The following is an 18,108-nucleotide window of genomic DNA, read 5'->3' on the forward strand; positions in this document are numbered from 1 at the left end:
CGCCTGCGCTCCTCTTCGCACGGCTCCACGTCATACAACGTGTCTGGAATATGCGGCGTTTCATCCGGCGCTTCGCCTTCGGGACGCCAAAATCGGTCGAGATAGCGGCACAATGCCTTGAGCATCCCGCGATCCGCCGGCTTCGTACTGATGCGATTCTCACGATTCATCGAAAAGCTCCTCCTGTGTGATCGTCCTGTTTTTTTATATTTTAACACACCCGAACTGTTTCTGCACCCGATTCATGCGATCGGCAAAAAGTTGACAGCCAAATAAATCTTTGTTATCCTATACGTACAAAATCAAGTACAAAAATAAGCACAAAACTACAGACAAAATTCCGTACATAAATCATCTGCCCGGAAGGAGAACCGCCATGAATATCACCATCGCAAAACAATCCGACATCCGCGCAAATATGAAGAAATATTTCGATCTGGCTTATGAAGGAGATACCGTCATCGTACCGCGAAAAGAAAACCACAATATTGTCATTCTTTCCGAGCACGAGTACAAGCGCATGAAAAAAGCGCAGCGAAACGCCGAGTACCTCGCCATGCTTGAAGAAAGCGACCGGCAGCTGCGAGAAGGCAATGTCGTCGTAAAGACGATGACTGAGTTGGAGCGTATGGCAAATCCATGAGCCGCATTATTTTCACAGAAAAGGGCTTTCAGCAATACATCGACTGGCAAGCCTCAGACAAAAGAATGATCCGACGAATCAATGATCTTCTAAAAAGCATCGAACGAAACGGCGCTATGGGCGCTCTAGGAAAACCCGAGAAACTCAGATATCGGGATGGCGAATACAGCCGACGAATCGACGATGCCAATCGTCTGGTCTATGAAATCGCCGACAGCGACATCATTGTAAAAGCCTGCAAAGGACACTATGAAGACTAAAGGAAGGGAAGCTGCCACAGCAAATGCGATGGCAGCTTCCCTTTTCCTTACCGCGCTTCCTTCGGCAAGCGTCGAACTGTCGCAAAGTATGCAATGGCGAGCGGCACGCACGAGCCGAGCCATGCCATAGGGTTGCCGAGACAGGCGCCGAGGAAGCCGAGAGCGTCAACGAGCCAGATGCCCGCCGTCGCACGCATGATGAGTTCCATGACGCCCGCGACCGTCGGCACGAAGGATTGTCCAAGTCCTTGCAGCGTATAGCGAAAGATGAAGAGCAGCGACAAGATCCAGTATGTCAGACCGTTCACAAGGAAATATGTCTGCCCGAGCCGAATTGCCTCGACCTCTTGCGCGCCGACAAAAAGCTCTATGAGATGAGGGCCTGCAGCGATGACAAGCACACCCGCCGCGAGGCTGAAACCGACGGACATCCGACAGCACGACAGCACGCCCATACGGATGCGGCTGAACTTGCCCGCGCCGTAATTCTGCGCCGTATACGCCGCCATCGCCGCACCGAACGACATCATCGGCATCATGGCGAGCGTATCGACCTTCTGCGCCGCCGCATAGGCAGCGACGGCGACGGGGCCCAGTCCATTCAGAGCGACTTGCAGGATCACGGCGCCGAAGGCGATGATCGTCGCCTGAAACCCCATAGGCAGGCCGATCGCAAGGTGCGCACGCAAAAAGCTCCACGATAAGCGCCAATCTTCGCGCCGCACATGAAGCTCGGGCGCACGCCGCGCGATGTAGACGAGGAAGATCCCCGTCGCGAACGCCCACGAGACTACGGTCGCGAGCGCCGCGCCCGGAATACCCCAGCCGAATGTGAGCAGAAAAAGCACTTCAAGCGCAATGTTGACGGCGATGCCGACACCGAGGATGAACGTCGGCATCTTGCTGTCGCCGAGGGCGCGCAGGATGTTCGCCGCCATCAATGCGGCGGTAGCGAAAACCGCTCCGCCGCATATAATCGAAAAGAATGCCGTCGCATTGTCCAAGAGTTCTGCCGGCGTGTTCATGACTTCGAGCAGCGGACGGCAGAAGAAGAAACCAACGATGCTCAGAAAAGCGGCAATCAAGAGGGAGAGTACGGCACATGCCGCCGCGCTCTTTCGGACGCCCACAGTATCTTTTGCGCCATAGCGCTGCCCCGTACAGATGGCAAGCCCCGAGGTCAGACCGATGACGAAGCCGAGCATCAGAAACATCAGGCTGCCCGTGCAGCCGACGGCGGCGAGCGCTTCGATTCCAAGGAAGCGCCCGACGAGCAGCGTGTCGATAAAGGCATAGAGCTGCTGCATGATATTGCCCGCAATGAGCGGCAGGGTGAAGAAGAGGATGAGCCTTGCGGGGCTTCCCTCGGTCATATCTTTTGCCATGTCATTTCCCCAAGCAATATGTCACGGCGGTACGCAGGATCTCCTGCAGCACGACGGCGTTCGTGTGCAGAGCGTCCGCCGATGGCGCGAGCTTTACCACGTGAAAGACCGGATGATGGCTGACCATGTAATCCGTCGGGTACGGCACGACCTCGATGCCGAGTTTCTCGTAGTTTAGGACGGAGCGCTTCATGTGGAAGGCGCTCGTGACGAGGATCGGGCGCACGAGGTCGTGCTCCTTGAGGATCTTCGCCGTATACGCCGCATTCTGCACCGTATTCTGACTGTCCCCTTCGACGAGGATGCGGCTCTCCGGCACGCCGAGCGAAACGAGCGTGCGCTTGGCGAGCAATGCTTCCTTGCCGCTCTCTTGAAACACCTGCCCGCCCGACACGAGAATCGGCAAGTCGAGTTTACGCGCGAGCCGCACGGCGGTCAGAAGGCGCGCCGACGGGCTTGCCGTCAAAGCGCCCTCGCCGTCGACGTCGGGCGCATCGGAGAAGGCGCCGCCGCCGAGCATGATAACGACGTCGCCCTGCGGATTCTCCGGCGGTTCATAGGCGCTCTCCAACGTTCCCATGAGAACATCCGCAACCAGATAGGTAGACAAGAGGTAAAAGACTGCGGTAACGAGCACGATCAGCTTCGCTGCGAAGCGCTCGCCCTTCTTCCATGCGAGACAGGCAATGAGGATGAATGCAAGAAAAAAAATGCCGGGCGGCAGAAAGAAACTCGCACCAAATTTCAAAAACTGGATCATCGAATGATTTCCCTTTCATCAGAAAAGAGGATTCCGACAAAAATCCTCGAATAAAGGCAGTAGACTAAAACAAGAAAAAGGAGAGAACACTATGGCAATTCTGCAAGAAAGCATCGAGATTCGCAAGAACGCCGCCGGCGGCAAAGGCGAGGTCAGCTTGGAGCATCTGCTCAGCAAGGAACAGATGCGCGACAAATGCTCGACCTTTGCGCGCATCACAATCAAACCCGGCTCGTCGCTCGGCTACCATCAGCACAAGGGCAACAGTGAAGCGTACTTCATCCTGCAAGGCAAAGGCATCTACAACAACAACGGCGAGGAGATCGAAGTCGGTCCCGGTACGACGACCTTCTGTCCGGACGGCGAGTATCATGGACTGTCGAACGAGAACGGCACGGAAGATCTCGTGTTCATGGCGCTGATCATCAACAGTTGAATACTTCTAAAGAAGCACGGATCCATGCAGCGCCGCTCTCTTGGCGCATCTTTCCTGTCTGCTCCGCATCGGCAAATCCACCGCACAGCCCTGCTGTGCGGTGGATTTATCTCATTCTATCCGTGCTTTTGGCGTTCAGATTTCTTACTGTTCACGAATGACGGGCGGCTGCCATGTCTCCAACGCATCCATATCCGGCACATAAATGCGCATGAAAAGATGAAATCCTCCGTCAGAAACAGGCAGCCAGTTGGCTGTATTCTCCGGCGCGTTCTTCGACAGAACAATATCCAGCGTACCATCCTCATTCAAATCGAACGCAGAGCGGTCGTTGATGCAGAAGCGATGGATTGGATTGTCGATGAGAAAGTCGTCCTCACCATAGGCGGTCACGGACCAGAACCCGCCCTCCAGTGTGGGAGGCAAGGATGCAAAGTGGAGTGTATACGTCTTTTCTCCGTTCAACGCCGCGCCGATTTCGTCCACTGCAGTCTTGGGATAGATCGCTACATCCACCGTGTTGGCTCCCAGCCCCACCAGCGCCACCATAGCGCGGTAGGTGTATTCTGTTCCAAAATCGCCGATCGGCTTGCCGTAATATCGCCACTGCCCGAGCTTCTGTGCATACTTTGCGCCGTCGGCAGCAAGCGTGGCACGAAGTCCTTGCAGCATTTTCTTCCACCGCTCGGCAGCGTCCTCGCCCAAGAGTGCGGCGTCGAACGTCATACCGGCTCCCACGTTGACGGCAGAAAGTTTTTTCAGCAGTTCTTCGTCAGCGTCTGCCGGCGGATTGACCTGCATCAGCCTATTGGCGGTATTGAAAAATTCGTCCGGCGTCATGGAAAGAACCTTGTCTATCGGAACAAAGTCATTTTCCTTCGCATACCTTCCCTGCGGCGCAGTATATCGCCCCTCCTCGCCATAGGCGGAGAGCGGGAGAAGCTGCATTTGATCCTGAATGGCATAAACATGGGGGAGATCCTCGTCGCCGGACAGCACGACACGAGCGATCGACCACACCGTTGCGGTGGGCACGTCCACGCGCGTCACCCCGTCAGGCAGTTCGCCCTCCCAATCGGGAAGCGCAATCGCATAGGCGCCCGCCGTATCCAGCACGGCAGCGGTGTTCGTCCATGCGTCCAGAATCTGCACGTTGCAGAAACGATCCGTTTCCGGCAGGACATAGATCATGGGTTCTGCACCGATATCGAGCCATGCCTGCGAATAGACGGTATCGACGTTCGGCGTCACAACGGTGCGGAAAGAGGCGTCCGCCAGCTTTTTTGCGTGGTTGAACTGATTGACAGGCGCACGGCTTGCCACGGTTCCGTCCGTATTGGTCGATAATGTCTTGGTTGCATCCGTGAGTACCAGCGGGAACGCATAGATGTACGCTTCGCCGACCGTTTCCCACACAGCATCGGTATCCGGCTGTGTTTTTTCGGCAGAGCAGTCGGAAAAAAATCCGCATGTCAGCAGCGTGAACACCGCTAGAAGTGTTGCAAGCATCTTCTTCATTTTGTTCTCCTTTTCTGCTTTCTTGGTCGCTTTTTCTGTATATCGTTTATGACTCTTTCTAAAAAAGGGGCTGTGGATAAAACGCTCTCGCATTCTCCCAGCCCCTCTTCTCACTTGCCGCAGAAATACTCGTATGTACGCCGAAGCCCCTCGGCAAGCGTTGTGACAGGCTGCCAGTCAAGACCGCGCCGTGCGCGGCTGTTCGAGAGCATCGACTTGTAAATGTCGCCCTCTCTCTCTGCACCGTACTTCGGGACGATCTCGCGTCCGCAGATCTCCGCAAGAAGAGAGACAAGCTCCCGCAGACTTGTCTCCGTCTGCGTTGAAAGGTTGTAAGCGGCATTCACTTCTTCGGTCTGAAGCGCCGCCCGGATGCCCTCGGCGACGTCGCCTGCATAGATGAAGTCGCGCGTCTGCTCGCCGTCGCCGTAGATCGTGATGTCACGCCCTTCTGCCACCGCCTTGGCGAAGATGCTGATGACGCCGCCCTCACCGCCGTCGCCCTGCCGCTCGCCGTAGACGTTCGCAAAGCGCAGAACGACGTACTCCATCCCGTAGAGCTTATGATACATCTCAAGGTATTTTTCGACCGTCAGCTTCGAAAGTCCGTAGAACGACATCGGCTCCGTCGGCTGCGCCTCGCGCACGGGCAGGTCGTCCTCCTTCACATCGCCGTAAGCGGCGGCGGTCGAAGCGAAAATGACACGCTTGACGTTCGCCGCACGCGCCGCTTCCAAGACATGCACCGTACCCAAGAGATTTTCACGCGTATCAAGCAGCGGATCCTTGATCGACGTATCGACCATCGTCTGCGCCGCAAGGTGAACGATGGCGTCGAAAGCCCCCGCCGCCACGACCTTCGGCAGTTCTCCATCCAAAATATCCATCTCGATGAGCTGCGCTTCCGGCGGCAGATTCCCGGCAAGCCCCGTCGACAAATTGTCCATCGCCGTGACGCTCTCCCCCTTTGCGAGAAGCGCACGCACAAGATGCGAGCCGATAAAGCCCGCACCGCCGGTCACCAGTATATTCAAATGCAGCACCTCCTAAACAAAATGCAGCCATGCCGCATTTTCTCATGCGAACCCATTATAGCCCACTCATGCGGATGCGTCAAATCCGCTCGACATACCGCGCCACGGCGTCGCGCCAATCGGGCAGACGCGAGAAGCCCGCATCATCGAGACATTTCTTCGACAGGCGCGAATTCTTCGGCCGCTTCGCCTTCGTCGGATATTCCTCCGTCTTGATCGCCTTCACGCGCGTCGTCTTGCCCGCACAGCGAAGAGCCTCTTTCGCAAGCTCCGCCCACGAGCAGACGCCCTCGTTCGTCGCGTGATAGACGCCGTATTTCTGCGTCGCAATCATATCGGCGAGCAGCACGGCGAGATCTCTTGTATACGTCGGCGAGCCGATCTGATCGCCGACGACGGAAAGCTCTTCATGGGTTTCGGCAAGGCGCAGCATCGTCTTGATGAAGTTCTTGCCGTTTTCCCCAAACACCCATGAGATACGCACGATGAACAGCTCTTCAAGCGCTTTTTGCGCCGCCTCTTCGCCGAGGAGCTTCGACTCGCCGTAGACGTTGCACGGCGCTTTTTCATCGGCAGGCTCATAAAAATCCTCGCCCGTGCCGGGAAATACATAATCGGTGCTGATGTAGAGGAGCTTCGCGCCGATTTCCTTCGCCAAGCGGGCAAGCTCTCCCGTCGCCGCCGCATTCACCTCGCGGCAAAGCTCCGGCTCATCCTCCGCCTTGTCCACCGCGGTATATGCCGCGCAGTGGATGATCGCCGTCGGCTGATAGTCTTCAACGAAGCGGCGCATGGCAGCAAAATCCGTCAGCGAAAAGTCCTCAATCCCTACGCCCTTCGCCGCAACGCCGCGCGACAAAAGTTCCCGCACGACATCAAAGCCCAACTGCCCGCTCACGCCTGTGACAAGTACCTTCATCTAAAACTCCTTTCCTTATGCCCAACGCACCCGCGCTCTTCCTTTCCGCCGTCAGTCGATCACACGCACCGTCCGCAGCGTCGCATCTGCAGCGCCCGTGACCTTGAGTCCCGCCGCCCGCATGGCTTCCATATAGCGGCAGACGTCCGCCGTAAAGACCTCACCCGTACAGATCACGGGAATGCCCGGCGGATAAAAAGCAATCGTCTCCGCAGCGATACGTCCTGCCGCATCGTGCAAAGGACAACAAACAGCGCAGCGATAGAACGCTTCGCGCGGCATGAGCGCTAAGGGCGGCGCAGCAGGCAGCAGCACCTCAGACGCACACTTCTCTACGGTGCGCGATGCCGCACGCCCCGCGGGCGGCTGTATCAGCATCGCAGTCTGCGCAGTGCGCCCCGCATCCGCTGCGTCCTTCGCCAGCGCACGCAAAGCCGCCAAGAGACGCGCTGCACTCGCCTCCGTATCGGCATACGTCAAAAGAAACAGCACGTTTCGCGCATCGAAAAGCTCCGCTTCGATCTTATGCGCGCGGCGCAGGATGCGCGCCGCCTCAGCGCCCGTAAGCCCAAGTCCCGTGACCGTCACCGTGATCTTCAGCGGATCGAGCGCAAATGCGCCCGCGCCGCCCATGCGCTCCTCGCCGAAGCAGAAAAGACCCGCGATGCCATTGATCTCGCGGCGCAGCTCCCGCGCAAGCCCCACGGCGCGCGCAAGATACGCCGCACCCGCCTCCGCCATCTGCAGCCGCGCAATGTCCAAGGACGCCATTAAGAGATAATTCGGGCTTGTTGTCGTCAAAAGACGCATCGCCCGCTGCACGCGCTCCTTTTCCACGCGCGTTTCTCTCAGCAAAAGAAGCGACGCCTGCGTCATCGCACCCAAAAGCTTGTGCGTGCTCTGTGCAACAAGATCCGCACCTGCCGCCATCGCCGCTTCAGGCAGCTCTTCAAAAAAAGCGAGGTGTGCGCCATGCGCCTCGTCGACAAGGAGCGTCATGCCCGCTTCATGCACGATCTCAGCGATGCTGCGCACGTCGGATGCGACGCCGTAATACGTCGGCGATACGAGAAAGAGCGCCCGCGCCTCAGGATGCCTGCTGCACGCATCGCGCACAGCTTCAACGGAAAGTCCGTGCGCGATGCCGAGCGCTTCGTCAACTTCCGGCTCAATATAAATGGGGCGTGCATCCGCAAGCACAAGGCCGCCGAATACGGAGCGATGCGCGTTGCGCGGCACGAGCACAGCGTCGCCCGGCGAAAGCGCCGCAAGGAGCATCGCATGGATCGCCCCCGTCGTGCCGTTGACGGCGAAAAACGCCGCATCCGCGCCATAGAGCGCGGCGGCGAGATCCTGCGCATCCTTGAGACAGCCCCTCGGCTCGTGCAGGTCGTCAAGCTCGTCCATCAGCGAGACTTCTTCTCGAAGCCCCGTCTCCGTCACAAGCTCCCGCAGCAGTACATGTGCGCCTGCCCCCTGCTTATGCCCCGGCGTATGAAAGGCAAGAGCGCCGTCTTTTCGATACGCGCACATGGCGGCGGCAAGCGGCGCTCTCTTTTGACTTTCGTCTGCGATCACTTCTTCGCTGCCTTTTCCGCTGCCAGCACATTCGGACGGAACGGCAGACGCAAGTGTATGCAGGTACCCTTGCCGATCTCGGAGATGATGTTGAGTTCCGCACCGATGATGGCGGCGCGCTCTCTCATGCCGAGAAGTCCGAACTGCCCGTAAGCGCTGCGCGATACCGGATCATTCACGTCGCGGTCGTCGTCAAACGGCTCTTCTGCGTTCGGCACAGCATCCTCTTCCGCGTCCGGATCGAAGCCCCTGCCCTCGTCCTTCACGGTGATGGCAAGCGCCGACGCTGTATAGAGTATACGCACCTCCGCCTTCTTGACACCCGCATGACGGCTGACGTTGTTCAACGATTCCTGCACAATGCGGAAAACGCTGACCTCTGCATACTTCGCGAGCTTCTGCTCCTCGCCCTCCACGGCGATGGAAGCATCGAGCATACCGCGTTCACGCATCTTGCTGATGAGCTGGCGCAGCGCCGGCTCAAGACCGAGATCGTCGAGCGACATCGGGCGCATATCAAAGATGATCTGGCGTATATCCGTCAGGCAGCCGCGTATCTGCTGCCGAAGCTCCTGCAAGCCGCGCTTTGCCTCCTCGGGATCGCGGTCAACCATGCGCTCGATGATCGACGCCTGGAAGATGAGGTTCGCGATCTCCTGCGCCGAACCGTCATGCAGCTCGCGCGAAACGCGCAGGCGCTCCTCTTCCTGCGCCTTGATGATCTGCGCACCGATGAACTTGCTTTTCTGCGCCTCCTCAATCTGCCAAACGACGCCGTTGATCTGGTCGCTCAAATAGCTCAAGACCGAGCCGATGCAGATCGCCAGATGCTCCGCCGTCTTCAAAATATCCTTCAAACCGTGCAGGCGAAGCTCCAAAGCATCGCGCTGCGCACGCAGCTGACCCTCCTTCTCCCGCGCCGCGCTGAGTTCCATCTGGATGCCCTTGACCGACTCGTAATACTCGCGTATGCGCTCCTCGGAATAATTGCCGAAGTCGCTGCTCGTCTCAGCGAGCTTCCTCTTCTCCCGCTGCTCGATCTCCGAAAGTTCATCGACCTTCTTGATCGTCTGCCGCGTGAGTTCGCGCAGATCCTCAAGCGTGCGGCGGCTCGTCTCGACCTCGCCGCGCGCCGCCTCATAGATGTCAAAGATCTGTGTCTTATTCATCTCGATGGTACTGACCGTATTTTTTAGAATACTATCCAGCGACTTGGCACTGAGCTTGTCGATCACGCCGCGAGGAAACTCCAGCACGGTACTCTCCCGCCCCATAATATCGCCGCCCCCTTTTTCAACGAATATTTCATCTCATTATATAACAGACATTGCCTCGTGTTCAAGGATGAGTTTAAGCACAAACCGCTTGCTTTTCCACCCTGTTGCCGTTAAACTAAGAAGAAGCACTTTTACTACTATATCCCATCGTGAAGGAGAATTGACATGAGCATTTTTTCCAGATTCCTGCCCAAGAAAAAGCCGCCGGAAATCAAGAACAATATTCCGAAGGAAAAGGCGAACATCAAGAAAACATTCGCCGTCTACTGTCATAAGGAGCACGGCACTGCGGGAGACAAACTCTGCCCCAAGTGTACGGCGCTTCTCGCCACCGTGCTGATGAAGATGAACCGCTGTCCTTACGGCATCACAAAGCCAATCTGCGACCGCTGTGAAAATCCGTGCTTTTCGAAAAGTCAAAACGTCGAGTTTCGTAAGATCATGACCGCAAATCAGAAGAGTATGCTGCTTCGCCATCCGATCATGACGATCAAACACAAGCTCGCAAGCATGGGCGTCGACTACGCCCTCAAAGAGCGCGACAAAAAGGAACAGCAAAAGATCGAAGCGAAAGAAAAAGCTGCAAAGCGCCGCGAAGAAGCGCGCAGCAAAAAAAAGAAGTGAGGATCACCCCTCACTTCTTTGCGATGACGCCCGCAAGCTCTCGCACACTGTCGTTCAAAGCGCCGAGCTTCGCTTCGATGCGCACGAGCAAAAACGCCGTGACCGCCATCGGGAAGCCGTAGCTGCCAAACGCCGCCAGAAGATCGCTCATCTCATCACCCCCTCGCACGCATACATGCAGCGAGGGGGCTTTTCCTATCATGGCTGCCGGCTAGGCAATCACATTCCTTAGCTCACCGATTCCCTCGATCTTTACGACGACCTCATCGCCTGCCTTGAGCCAGACGCGCTCTTTTTCCGGCAGTCCAAAGATCACACCGTGCGGCGTGCCGGTGAAAATGACGTCGCCAGGCTCGAGCGTCATGCACTTCGAAATGTAGCTGACGATTTCGGCGGGCGAGAAGATCATGTCCGCCGTCGTCCCGTCTTGGCGCATCTTTCCATTGACGAACGTCTGAACAGCCAGGCACGATATGTCGATCTCCGCTGCGGGCACGATATAGGGACCGAGGGGTGCAAAACCGTCGGGCGTCTTGCCGAGCAGCCACTGCGATGTACGCCGCTGCAAGTCACGTGCCGTGAAATCGTTGCCCGCCGTATAGCCGAAGATGGCAGCGGCGGCTTCTTCTGCCGCCGCATCCTTGATACGCCTGCCGACGACGACGACCAGCTCCGCCTCATAATCCAACTCTTTTGCGCCTGCGGGCAAATATACTTCACCGCCGGCAGCGTTGAGCGCATTGCTGAACTTGCTGAAGAGCGCAGGATACTTGGGCGCACCGAACGGCACCTCCGCGCGATGGCTCGCATAATTGAGTCCGACGCAGAGGATCTTGCCCGGCGCCGTCACGGCAGGCGCAAAGCGTATGGCGTGCGCCAAAGGTTTCGCGTGCTGCAAGATGCTTTCGATCTGCGGTGCAATCCTTTCCCAATCGGAAAAAATCTCCTGCCATCCCCAGCTGTAACCGACGGCGCTGACATCGACGATCTTTTCCCCATCGCTTGCACCGATATGAACATCCCCGTCCGCCGTATAAAAATTTAAGAGTTTCACGATCATTCCCCCTCGTATAGATATTTTTATTTATACGACACATTCTTCGCCATTCCTGCAAAATATTTTAGAAAATTCAAAACCGATATTGTATTTTGTTTTCTGTCATGTTATAATAAAGCCGTAAAGAGGAGAAAGGACGGATAACGTCGGCAGCGAGGACAAGCCTGCATGCAGGTTGGACTCCGCAGGCAAGGCAAGTGTCGGTCAGCCGAAAGAGGCTCTTCTCAATATAGTTACACGAAAGGTGTGAGGTTTATTGAGGAATAGGCTTTTCCTTCTCCACCTGAAGGTTTTCGGCTAGGAAGTGCGTCATTTGCAGACAGATGCCGCAGCGAGGAGCGACGAAAGACTCCAAGGTCTTGCGGAACAAGGCACAACGTCGAAAACAACGGCGGAGAAGTCCGTGGCAGCTTTCACCTTGTCGATGCGTACGCAAAGGTCATTCAGTAAATTGCGCAGTCCCCATCGGAACCGAGATACCTGCCGAGCTTGGGATTTTGAACGATGACGAGTGATGCATCCAACTGTGATATTCCATCACAACTGTTCGATCGAACCGCTTTATACAGCACGGAAGCCCCTCGACGAGGCATCCATGCACGACAACTGAATACGAAGGAAAAGGGTATATGACGATGAAAAAGTAAACCCGCCGACAGATTCCTATGAGATTTCTGCGGCGGGTTTATTGTTGACCTATTCCATATCATAATTTAATCAAATATTTTCTTCCCCTAACATCGTACAAGAAAAGATGTCACATTTCCATCCTCTTGTGCTATAATATATACGGTGCTACTCAAGCGGTAGGCGGTCGATTCTTAGCCCCTGAGAGGGGGCGTTGCTCATGGAGCTATACGATTTCTTGTCGTTGGTTTTCCTCGTGACGATTTGCGTCGTTGCGTCAAAGGCATAAGAACAGCCGCCCGCAGTTCCCTAAGCTAAAGGCGGCTAATCTTATTTAGAAGTTTTGGTGCGGGGCTGACCGTTTACCAGTAGCACCTTTTCTACTTCCATTATACGACACCATGCGCCATTCGTCAAATTCTCCGCACATAAACGCAGAAATCTTGTCAGCTTCCCTCGTACGGGCGCACGCGCAAATCAAGCCCCCGCGCCTCACACAATGCACGGCATTTTGCGATTTCTTCCGCGCCCTCGACCTTTTCGACGATCGTGAGGACGACGTGTCCTGCGTATGCCTTCATCTTCTCGGCAAAAGCGAGCATCGCTTCGAAGGATTCGATGCCGAACTCGCTTTGCGTCAGCGCCAGATAGCGCTCAGCGTTCGAAGCGTTGAGGCTGATGGAAACCGTGTCGAGTATGCCGCCCGCGAAATCTGCCGCCGTGTCGCGTCCGTAGACAAGATCGGAAAGTCCGTTCGTATTGACGCGCGTCGGCATCTCGGGATGCTTCTCTTTGACGAAGTGCAGCAGCTCGATGAGGTCGGCAAGCCGCATCGTCGGCTCACCGAAGCCGCAAAATACGACTTCCTTCACATAGTCCCACGGCGCAGCGATAAGCGCCGCCTTGACTTCCTCGACCGACGGCTCCTTGCCGCCGAGCCACAAGCTCATATCTGCGGGCATATCTTTCATCGTGCGCAGGCAGAAGGTGCATGCGCATGGACATTCGTTCGTGATATTGACATAGAGTCCGCGCTTCCCTTCGGGACGGCGCTTGAGACTCTCTTCGGGCAAGAGATACTTCCCCCGCTCGACCATATAGACAAGCATAAGTACATTTTCCTTTCAAATGAAGCAGCTGCCGCAGGCGTATTGCCCTGCGGCAGCTGCTTTTTCCTATCAATCCGCGCGGCGGTCATTGAGCGGCACAGGCGCCCGCCAATAGACGACAGCCATGACGATGGCGAGGATCGTCGCCGCGACGGCAAGCCCCGCCCAGCCGTTCATCGTGAAGCCGTCAACGATGTAGCCGACGGTACAGGCGCTGACGACGACGAGCACATAAGGGATCTGCGTCGATACATGGTCGATGTGATGGCACTGCGCACCCGCAGACGCGAGGATCGTCGTATCAGAAATCGGCGACGCATGGTCGCCTGCGACAGCGCCCGAAAGGATCGCCGCGACGCAAAGGGAGAGCACAGGGCTGTCCGTGCCGACGATGGCGAGCGCGATCGGAATCAAGATGCCGAACGTGCCCCACGACGTACCTGTGGCAAAGGCCAGCCCTGCGCCGACGAGAAAGAATATGACGGGCAGGAACGTGACGACGCCCGCATTGGCGCTGACGAGCTGACCGACGTAACCGCCGAGATCAAGATATTTGTCGCTGCAAATCCCCGACAGCGTCCATGCGAGGCACAGAATGAAGAGCGCCGGCGACATCGCCTTGAAGCCAAGAATGAAGCTCGTGCAGAAATCGTTGAAAGAGACGACGCGGCGCGGCAGATATAAGAGTCCCGTAAAGACGAACGCAATGAAGGAGCCGAGTACGAGCGACTTCGACGAATCGCAGTTCGCAAACGCTTCGGCGACGCTCAATCCATCGTGGATGCCGCCCGTGTAGAGCATCCCGTAGACGCACGCGGCGATAAGCACCGCCAAAGGCAGCAGAAGATCGTAGATCTTGCCCCTGCCCTCGATCTTCTCTTCCTTGACATCGGCGTACTCCGGCGGAATATAAAAACTCTCCGCATTCTTTCGGATCGACGCGCCCATCTCGGAAAAGTCCTTCTCCGACCATACGAGGAAACACATGAAAACGAGCGTCAGCCAAGCGTAGAGGTTGATTGGGATCGTCTGCAGGAACAGCCCGAAACCGTCGATGCTGCTTCCCTCGGGCAAAGACGAGCCGACCGCCGCCGCCCAGCTTGAGATCGGCGCGAGGATGCAGACGGGAGCTGCCGTAGCGTCGATGATATAAGCGAGCTTCGTACGCGCGATCTTGAACTTGTCCGTCACGGGGCGCATGACCGTGCCGACCGTCAAGCAGTTGAAATAGTCGTCAATGAAGATCACTACGCCGAGAAGAGCCGTGATCGCGAGCGCGCTGCGCCTGCCCTTGATCGTGCGCACTGCCCAGTCGCCGTAAGCCTTCGTCGCGCCTGAGCGCGTGATGGCGGCGACGAGAATGCCCAAGATTACGAGGAACACGAGGATATTGACGTTCGCTCCAACCTTGCTTTCCATGACGGCAAACATCGTGAGAACAGCTTCCAAAACATTAAAATTCGCGTAGAGCATCGCTCCGGAAAAAATACCGATGATCAGCGACATATAGACTTCCTTCGTCGCGAGAGCCAGTACAATAGTAATGACCGGCGGAAGGACAGCCCATGCCGTCTCTGCCATAAAATCCCTTCCTTTCCTTTGGCAAATCTCTTGCCATGATACGAAATCCATTATAATACAGATTATTTTCCGTGGCAATGAGATTCGCAAAGCGACGCGCCAAAGGGGATGTGCGTCCCAAAAAGCGCAAAAGACAGCAGGCGCGAAACCCGCTGTCTTTTGTGCCGGTGCTCCTTATATAAGCGACTTCGTTTTAGGGAACGCTGATAAAATGAAGTCGCCCAGATTTACACAGATGCGCTGTTCCTATCGAGGATTTGTTGACGACGAGAGGACAGTGCAGATGTGTGAAGATGGGTGGCTGAATTTATCCGTGTTTCCTTAGATCGCATGAAAATTCACGAGACGTGCGCCGAAAATGCCATCGACGGCAGTGATCTTCTGCAAAAGATCTTCCGGGATGTCGTGATCGACGGTCAGCACCATGACGTTCGTGCCTTCCTTGTCCGTCCTGCCGACCTGCATACTTGAGATGTTGACGCCGCGCTCGCCCATCATCGTACCGACCGTGCCGATGACGCCGGGGCGGTTGATGTGCGGGCAGATGAGGATGCGCTCATGCGGATCGACATCGACGCGATAGCCGTTGATCGAGACGATGCGGCCTTCCGTACCGAAGAGCGTGCCTTTGACCGTCGTCTCTCCCTTCGCCGTCTTGACGCATACGGAGATGAGGTTCTGGAAGTCCTGCGATTCCTTGTGCTTGACCTCGCGCACCTTGATGCTGCGCTCCTTGGCAAGGCTCGGCGCGTTGACATAGTTGACGTTGAACTCAAGGACGGGATTCAGCATACCCTTGATGACGCCCGTCGTGAGCATCTGCGTGTTGACCTCGGTGATATCGCCGCTGTATTCGACGGCAAGCTCCGTGATCGCGCCGTCAGCCAACGAGCATACCGTACAGCCAAGGCGCTCGGCAAGGTCGAGATAGGGACGGATGACGTGCATGACGTCCGCCGACACGGGCGCCATGTTGACCGCCGTCAAGACAGGCTCGCCCGAAAGCGCCGCGCGGATTCCCTCCGCCACGTCGAGAGCGACGCCGATCTGCGCCTCGACCGTCGATGCGCCGAGATGCGGCGTGAGGATGATGCCCGGTACGCCGACGAGCGGATTGCCCTCTTCTATCGGCTCGCTCGTAAAGACGTCGATCGCCGCGCCCGCGACATGCCCCGCCTTCACGGCGTCGGCGAGATCCTGTTCGTTGATGATACCGCCGCGTGCGCAGTTGACGAGGCGCACCCCCTTCTTCATGCGTGCGATCGCCTTCTTGTCGAGCATATCCTTCGTATCCGGATTGAGCGGCATGTGTACCGTAATGAAATCCGCCTTCTCAATCACCTCGTCGAGCGTGCCGACCGCGACGCCCATCGCCTTGGCACGCTCCTCGTTGATGTACGGATCGTAGCCGATGACGTTCATATCAAAAGAGAGCGCACGCTTGGCGACGCCCGAGCCGATGCGGCCCATGCCGACGACGCCGAGCGTCTTGCCGCGCAGCTCGACGCCGACATACTTCTTGCGGTTCCACTCGCCCTTCTGCATCGTCTCGTTGGCGATGGGGATGTTGCGGCTCATCGCGAGCATCATCGCCATCGTGTGCTCCGTCGCCGCGATCGTGTTGCCGCCCGGCGAGTTGATGACGATGATGCCGCGCGCTGTCGCCGCCGCCACGTCGATGTTGTCGACGCCGACGCCTGCGCGGCCGATAATCTTGAGCTTCGCCGCCTTGTCGATGACGTCCTTCGTCACTTTCGACGCCGAGCGCACGATAACGGCCTCGAAATCGCCGATGATGTCCAGAAGCTCCTCATGCGAAAGCTTCGGCTTCTCAACAACCTCAAACTTCGGGGAAAGGATGTCAATCGCCTTCTGAGATACGCCGTCTGCCACAAGAATTTTCATACTCATCGCTCCTCTACGACTAGATGTTCACTCCATAAATAAACTACACGCACAAACGTCCACTTTGTGGACATTGTGCGCCGCCCTTAATGAAAGTTATCCAATCAGTCTGCGCCTTCGGCTTGACTTCTTGGACTTTCATAGTAATATCATATCATTTTTTCAGCAACTTATCCAGTGGACAATCGTATGGCAAGCATACTTACCGGAAAAACAAAGATTCACTTGACGAAAACACGACGAAGGGGGTAGAATTGAATGTATATTTATCTAGGAGACACTTTTTCAATCTGTCAGGAGGTCTTTCTGTGGAAGCGAATCGCATTTACAATTTCAATCCCGGCCCCGCCGCCCTGCCGCTCGATGTGCTCAAGGAAGCGCAGGCAGAGTTTCTCAATTTCGGCAACTCGGGCATGTCGATCCTTGAGATCTCGCACCGCGCCAAGGCGTATGACGAGGTGCACAATCAGGCGAAGGCGGATATCCTCTCACTCATGGGACTCGGCGACGACTACGACGTACTCTTCGTGCAGGGCGGCGCGAGCCTTGCTTTCGCTATGGTCGCGATGAACTACGCGACGAAGGAGAAGAAGGGCAGCTACGTGCTGTCGGGCAGCTTCGCGACGAAAGCTTATGAAGAGGCGGCGCTCTTGGGCGTCGGCGAGATTGCGGCTTCCTCGAAGGACGGCGGCTTCCGCCATGTACCGACGCAGGAAGAGATCAAGCTCGACCCGAACGCAGCGTATCTGCATCTTTGTTACAACAACACAATTTACGGCACGGAATATCACTACATTCCCGAGACGGGTTCAGTTCCTCTCTTTGCCGACATGTCGTCCGACATGCTCTCGCGTCCCCTCGACTTCAAGAAGTTCAGCTTCATCTATGCGGGTGTTCAAAAGAACCTCGGCCCCGCCGGCACCTGCCTCGTCGTCGCGAAGAAGTCGCTGCTCGAAAAGAGCCCGGAGACGCTTCCCACGATGCTTCGCTACTCGACGCATTACAAGAAGAACTCCCTCTACAACACGCCGCCTGCCTTCGGCATCTACATGGTCGGCAAGGTCGCTGCATGGATCAAAGCGCAGGGCGGTCTTTCCGAAATGGCGAAACGCAACGAGAAGAAGGCGGCGCTGCTCTACGACGCAATCGACAGCTCCGACGGCTTCTACAAGGGTCATGCGGACAAGGACAGCCGCTCTTTCATGAACGTCACCTTCCGCCTGCCGAGTGAGGAGCTTGAGAAGAAATTCGTCGCCGAAGCCGCAGAATACGGAATCGGCGGCGTCAAGGGACACCGCTCCGTCGGCGGCATGAGGGCGTCGATCTACAACGCGATGCCCTACGAAGGCGTCGCCGCCCTCGTCGACTTCATGCAGAAGTTCCGCAAGGAAAACT

Annotated in this window: 17 protein-coding genes; 5 read left to right on the forward strand and 12 right to left on the reverse strand. The window is 56.6% G+C overall.

Features of this window, described 5'->3' with window-relative positions; all coding sequences use genetic code 11:
- Positions 1–376: 376 nt before the first annotated feature.
- Positions 377–643 (forward strand): type II toxin-antitoxin system Phd/YefM family antitoxin, encoded by a 267-nt coding sequence (locus tag ACTTKG_RS03465; RefSeq protein WP_442672863.1) that lies wholly within the window; start codon positions 377–379, stop codon positions 641–643.
- Positions 640–903 (forward strand): Txe/YoeB family addiction module toxin, encoded by a 264-nt coding sequence (locus ACTTKG_RS03470; protein WP_442672864.1) that lies wholly within the window; start codon positions 640–642, stop codon positions 901–903. Before ACTTKG_RS03465 ends, ACTTKG_RS03470 begins: the two co-directional genes overlap by 4 nt.
- 47 nt (positions 904–950) lie before the next feature.
- Here the strand turns inward: ACTTKG_RS03470 and ACTTKG_RS03475 are convergent, their stop codons facing one another.
- Entirely contained in the window at positions 951–2,288 is a 1,338-nt protein-coding gene (locus ACTTKG_RS03475) for an MATE family efflux transporter (RefSeq protein ID WP_442672865.1), read from the reverse strand.
- 1 nt (position 2,289) lies between these two features.
- Complete coding sequence (locus ACTTKG_RS03480; RefSeq protein ID WP_442672866.1) at positions 2,290–3,048, reverse strand: YdcF family protein; 759 nt, start codon at positions 3,046–3,048, stop codon at positions 2,290–2,292.
- 91 nt (positions 3,049–3,139) lie between these two features.
- On the opposite strand from ACTTKG_RS03480, the gene ACTTKG_RS03485 reads away from it, so the two are divergent.
- Complete coding sequence (locus ACTTKG_RS03485; RefSeq protein WP_442672867.1) at positions 3,140–3,484, forward strand: cupin domain-containing protein; 345 nt, start codon at positions 3,140–3,142, stop codon at positions 3,482–3,484.
- Positions 3,485–3,628: 144 nt separating this feature from the next.
- Here the strand turns inward: ACTTKG_RS03485 and ACTTKG_RS03490 are convergent, their stop codons facing one another.
- The 5 genes from ACTTKG_RS03490 to ACTTKG_RS03510 form a co-directional block, all read right to left on the reverse strand.
- On the reverse strand, positions 3,629–5,002 hold the full coding sequence (locus ACTTKG_RS03490) for a DUF1254 domain-containing protein (RefSeq protein WP_442672868.1): 1,374 nt from the start codon (positions 5,000–5,002) through the stop codon (positions 3,629–3,631).
- Positions 5,003–5,112: 110 nt separating this feature from the next.
- Complete coding sequence (locus tag ACTTKG_RS03495; RefSeq protein WP_442672869.1) at positions 5,113–6,036, reverse strand: NAD-dependent epimerase/dehydratase family protein; 924 nt, start codon at positions 6,034–6,036, stop codon at positions 5,113–5,115.
- Between the two features lie 79 nt (positions 6,037–6,115).
- Positions 6,116–6,955, reverse strand: a complete 840-nt coding sequence (rfbD, locus tag ACTTKG_RS03500) for a dTDP-4-dehydrorhamnose reductase (RefSeq protein ID WP_442672870.1) — start codon at positions 6,953–6,955, stop codon at positions 6,116–6,118.
- A 51-nt stretch (positions 6,956–7,006) separates the two neighbouring features.
- A complete protein-coding gene (locus tag ACTTKG_RS03505) occupies positions 7,007–8,533 on the reverse strand; it encodes an aminotransferase class I/II-fold pyridoxal phosphate-dependent enzyme (protein ID WP_442672871.1) in 1,527 nt (508 codons plus the stop codon).
- On the reverse strand, positions 8,530–9,807 hold the full coding sequence (locus ACTTKG_RS03510) for a sensor histidine kinase (protein WP_442672872.1): 1,278 nt from the start codon (positions 9,805–9,807) through the stop codon (positions 8,530–8,532). Before ACTTKG_RS03510 ends, ACTTKG_RS03505 begins: the two co-directional genes overlap by 4 nt.
- 168 nt (positions 9,808–9,975) lie before the next feature.
- On the opposite strand from ACTTKG_RS03510, the gene ACTTKG_RS03515 reads away from it, so the two are divergent.
- Positions 9,976–10,434 (forward strand): nitrous oxide-stimulated promoter family protein, encoded by a 459-nt coding sequence (locus ACTTKG_RS03515; protein ID WP_442672873.1) that lies wholly within the window; start codon positions 9,976–9,978, stop codon positions 10,432–10,434.
- 10 nt (positions 10,435–10,444) lie between these two features.
- Here the strand turns inward: ACTTKG_RS03515 and ACTTKG_RS03520 are convergent, their stop codons facing one another.
- The 5 genes from ACTTKG_RS03520 to serA all read right to left on the reverse strand — a co-directional run bounded on the left by ACTTKG_RS03520 (position 10,445) and on the right by serA (position 16,713).
- A complete protein-coding gene (locus ACTTKG_RS03520) occupies positions 10,445–10,585 on the reverse strand; it encodes a YvrJ family protein (protein WP_442672874.1) in 141 nt (46 codons plus the stop codon).
- A gap of 60 nt (positions 10,586–10,645) precedes the next feature.
- Positions 10,646–11,494: a fumarylacetoacetate hydrolase family protein gene (locus ACTTKG_RS03525; RefSeq protein ID WP_442672875.1), complete on the reverse strand. Its 849-nt coding sequence runs from the start codon at positions 11,492–11,494 to the stop codon at positions 10,646–10,648.
- A 1,070-nt stretch (positions 11,495–12,564) separates the two neighbouring features.
- Positions 12,565–13,227, reverse strand: a complete 663-nt coding sequence (locus tag ACTTKG_RS03530) for a TatD family nuclease-associated radical SAM protein (RefSeq protein ID WP_442672876.1) — start codon at positions 13,225–13,227, stop codon at positions 12,565–12,567.
- A 69-nt stretch (positions 13,228–13,296) separates the two neighbouring features.
- Positions 13,297–14,808 (reverse strand): Na+/H+ antiporter NhaC family protein, encoded by a 1,512-nt coding sequence (locus ACTTKG_RS03535; RefSeq protein WP_442672877.1) that lies wholly within the window; start codon positions 14,806–14,808, stop codon positions 13,297–13,299.
- A gap of 321 nt (positions 14,809–15,129) precedes the next feature.
- Positions 15,130–16,713: a phosphoglycerate dehydrogenase gene (gene serA / locus ACTTKG_RS03540; protein ID WP_442672878.1), complete on the reverse strand. Its 1,584-nt coding sequence runs from the start codon at positions 16,711–16,713 to the stop codon at positions 15,130–15,132.
- A gap of 308 nt (positions 16,714–17,021) precedes the next feature.
- On the opposite strand from serA, the gene serC reads away from it, so the two are divergent.
- The coding region (gene serC, locus ACTTKG_RS03545) for a 3-phosphoserine/phosphohydroxythreonine transaminase (RefSeq protein ID WP_442672879.1) at positions 17,022–18,108 on the forward strand (1,087 nt) is incomplete at its 3' end.

The organism is Selenomonas sp. (assembly GCF_052169755.1).
In the GTDB taxonomy this organism is placed as follows: Bacteria; Bacillota; Negativicutes; order Selenomonadales; family Selenomonadaceae; genus Selenomonas.

Excerpts from the sequence above, each read along its gene's own strand:
- ACTTKG_RS03480 (WP_442672866.1), bottom strand. The coding sequence starts at position 3,048 with ATGATCCAGTTTTTGAAATTTGGTGCGAGTTTCTTTCTGCCGCCCGGC.
- ACTTKG_RS03535 (WP_442672877.1), bottom strand. The coding sequence starts at position 14,808 with ATGGCAGAGACGGCATGGGCTGTCCTTCCGCCGGTCATTACTATTGTA.
- ACTTKG_RS03520 (WP_442672874.1), bottom strand. The coding sequence starts at position 10,585 with ATGAGCGATCTTCTGGCGGCGTTTGGCAGCTACGGCTTCCCGATGGCG.
- ACTTKG_RS03465 (WP_442672863.1), top strand. The coding sequence starts at position 377 with ATGAATATCACCATCGCAAAACAATCCGACATCCGCGCAAATATGAAG.
- rfbD (WP_442672870.1), bottom strand. The coding sequence starts at position 6,955 with ATGAAGGTACTTGTCACAGGCGTGAGCGGGCAGTTGGGCTTTGATGTC.
- ACTTKG_RS03525 (WP_442672875.1), bottom strand. The coding sequence starts at position 11,494 with ATGATCGTGAAACTCTTAAATTTTTATACGGCGGACGGGGATGTTCAT.
- ACTTKG_RS03470 (WP_442672864.1), top strand. The coding sequence starts at position 640 with ATGAGCCGCATTATTTTCACAGAAAAGGGCTTTCAGCAATACATCGAC.
- ACTTKG_RS03510 (WP_442672872.1), bottom strand. The coding sequence starts at position 9,807 with ATGGGGCGGGAGAGTACCGTGCTGGAGTTTCCTCGCGGCGTGATCGAC.
- ACTTKG_RS03475 (WP_442672865.1), bottom strand. The coding sequence starts at position 2,288 with ATGGCAAAAGATATGACCGAGGGAAGCCCCGCAAGGCTCATCCTCTTC.
- ACTTKG_RS03490 (WP_442672868.1), bottom strand. The coding sequence starts at position 5,002 with ATGAAGAAGATGCTTGCAACACTTCTAGCGGTGTTCACGCTGCTGACA.
- ACTTKG_RS03530 (WP_442672876.1), bottom strand. The coding sequence starts at position 13,227 with ATGCTTGTCTATATGGTCGAGCGGGGGAAGTATCTCTTGCCCGAAGAG.
- ACTTKG_RS03515 (WP_442672873.1), top strand. The coding sequence starts at position 9,976 with ATGAGCATTTTTTCCAGATTCCTGCCCAAGAAAAAGCCGCCGGAAATC.
- serA (WP_442672878.1), bottom strand. The coding sequence starts at position 16,713 with ATGAAAATTCTTGTGGCAGACGGCGTATCTCAGAAGGCGATTGACATC.
- ACTTKG_RS03485 (WP_442672867.1), top strand. The coding sequence starts at position 3,140 with ATGGCAATTCTGCAAGAAAGCATCGAGATTCGCAAGAACGCCGCCGGC.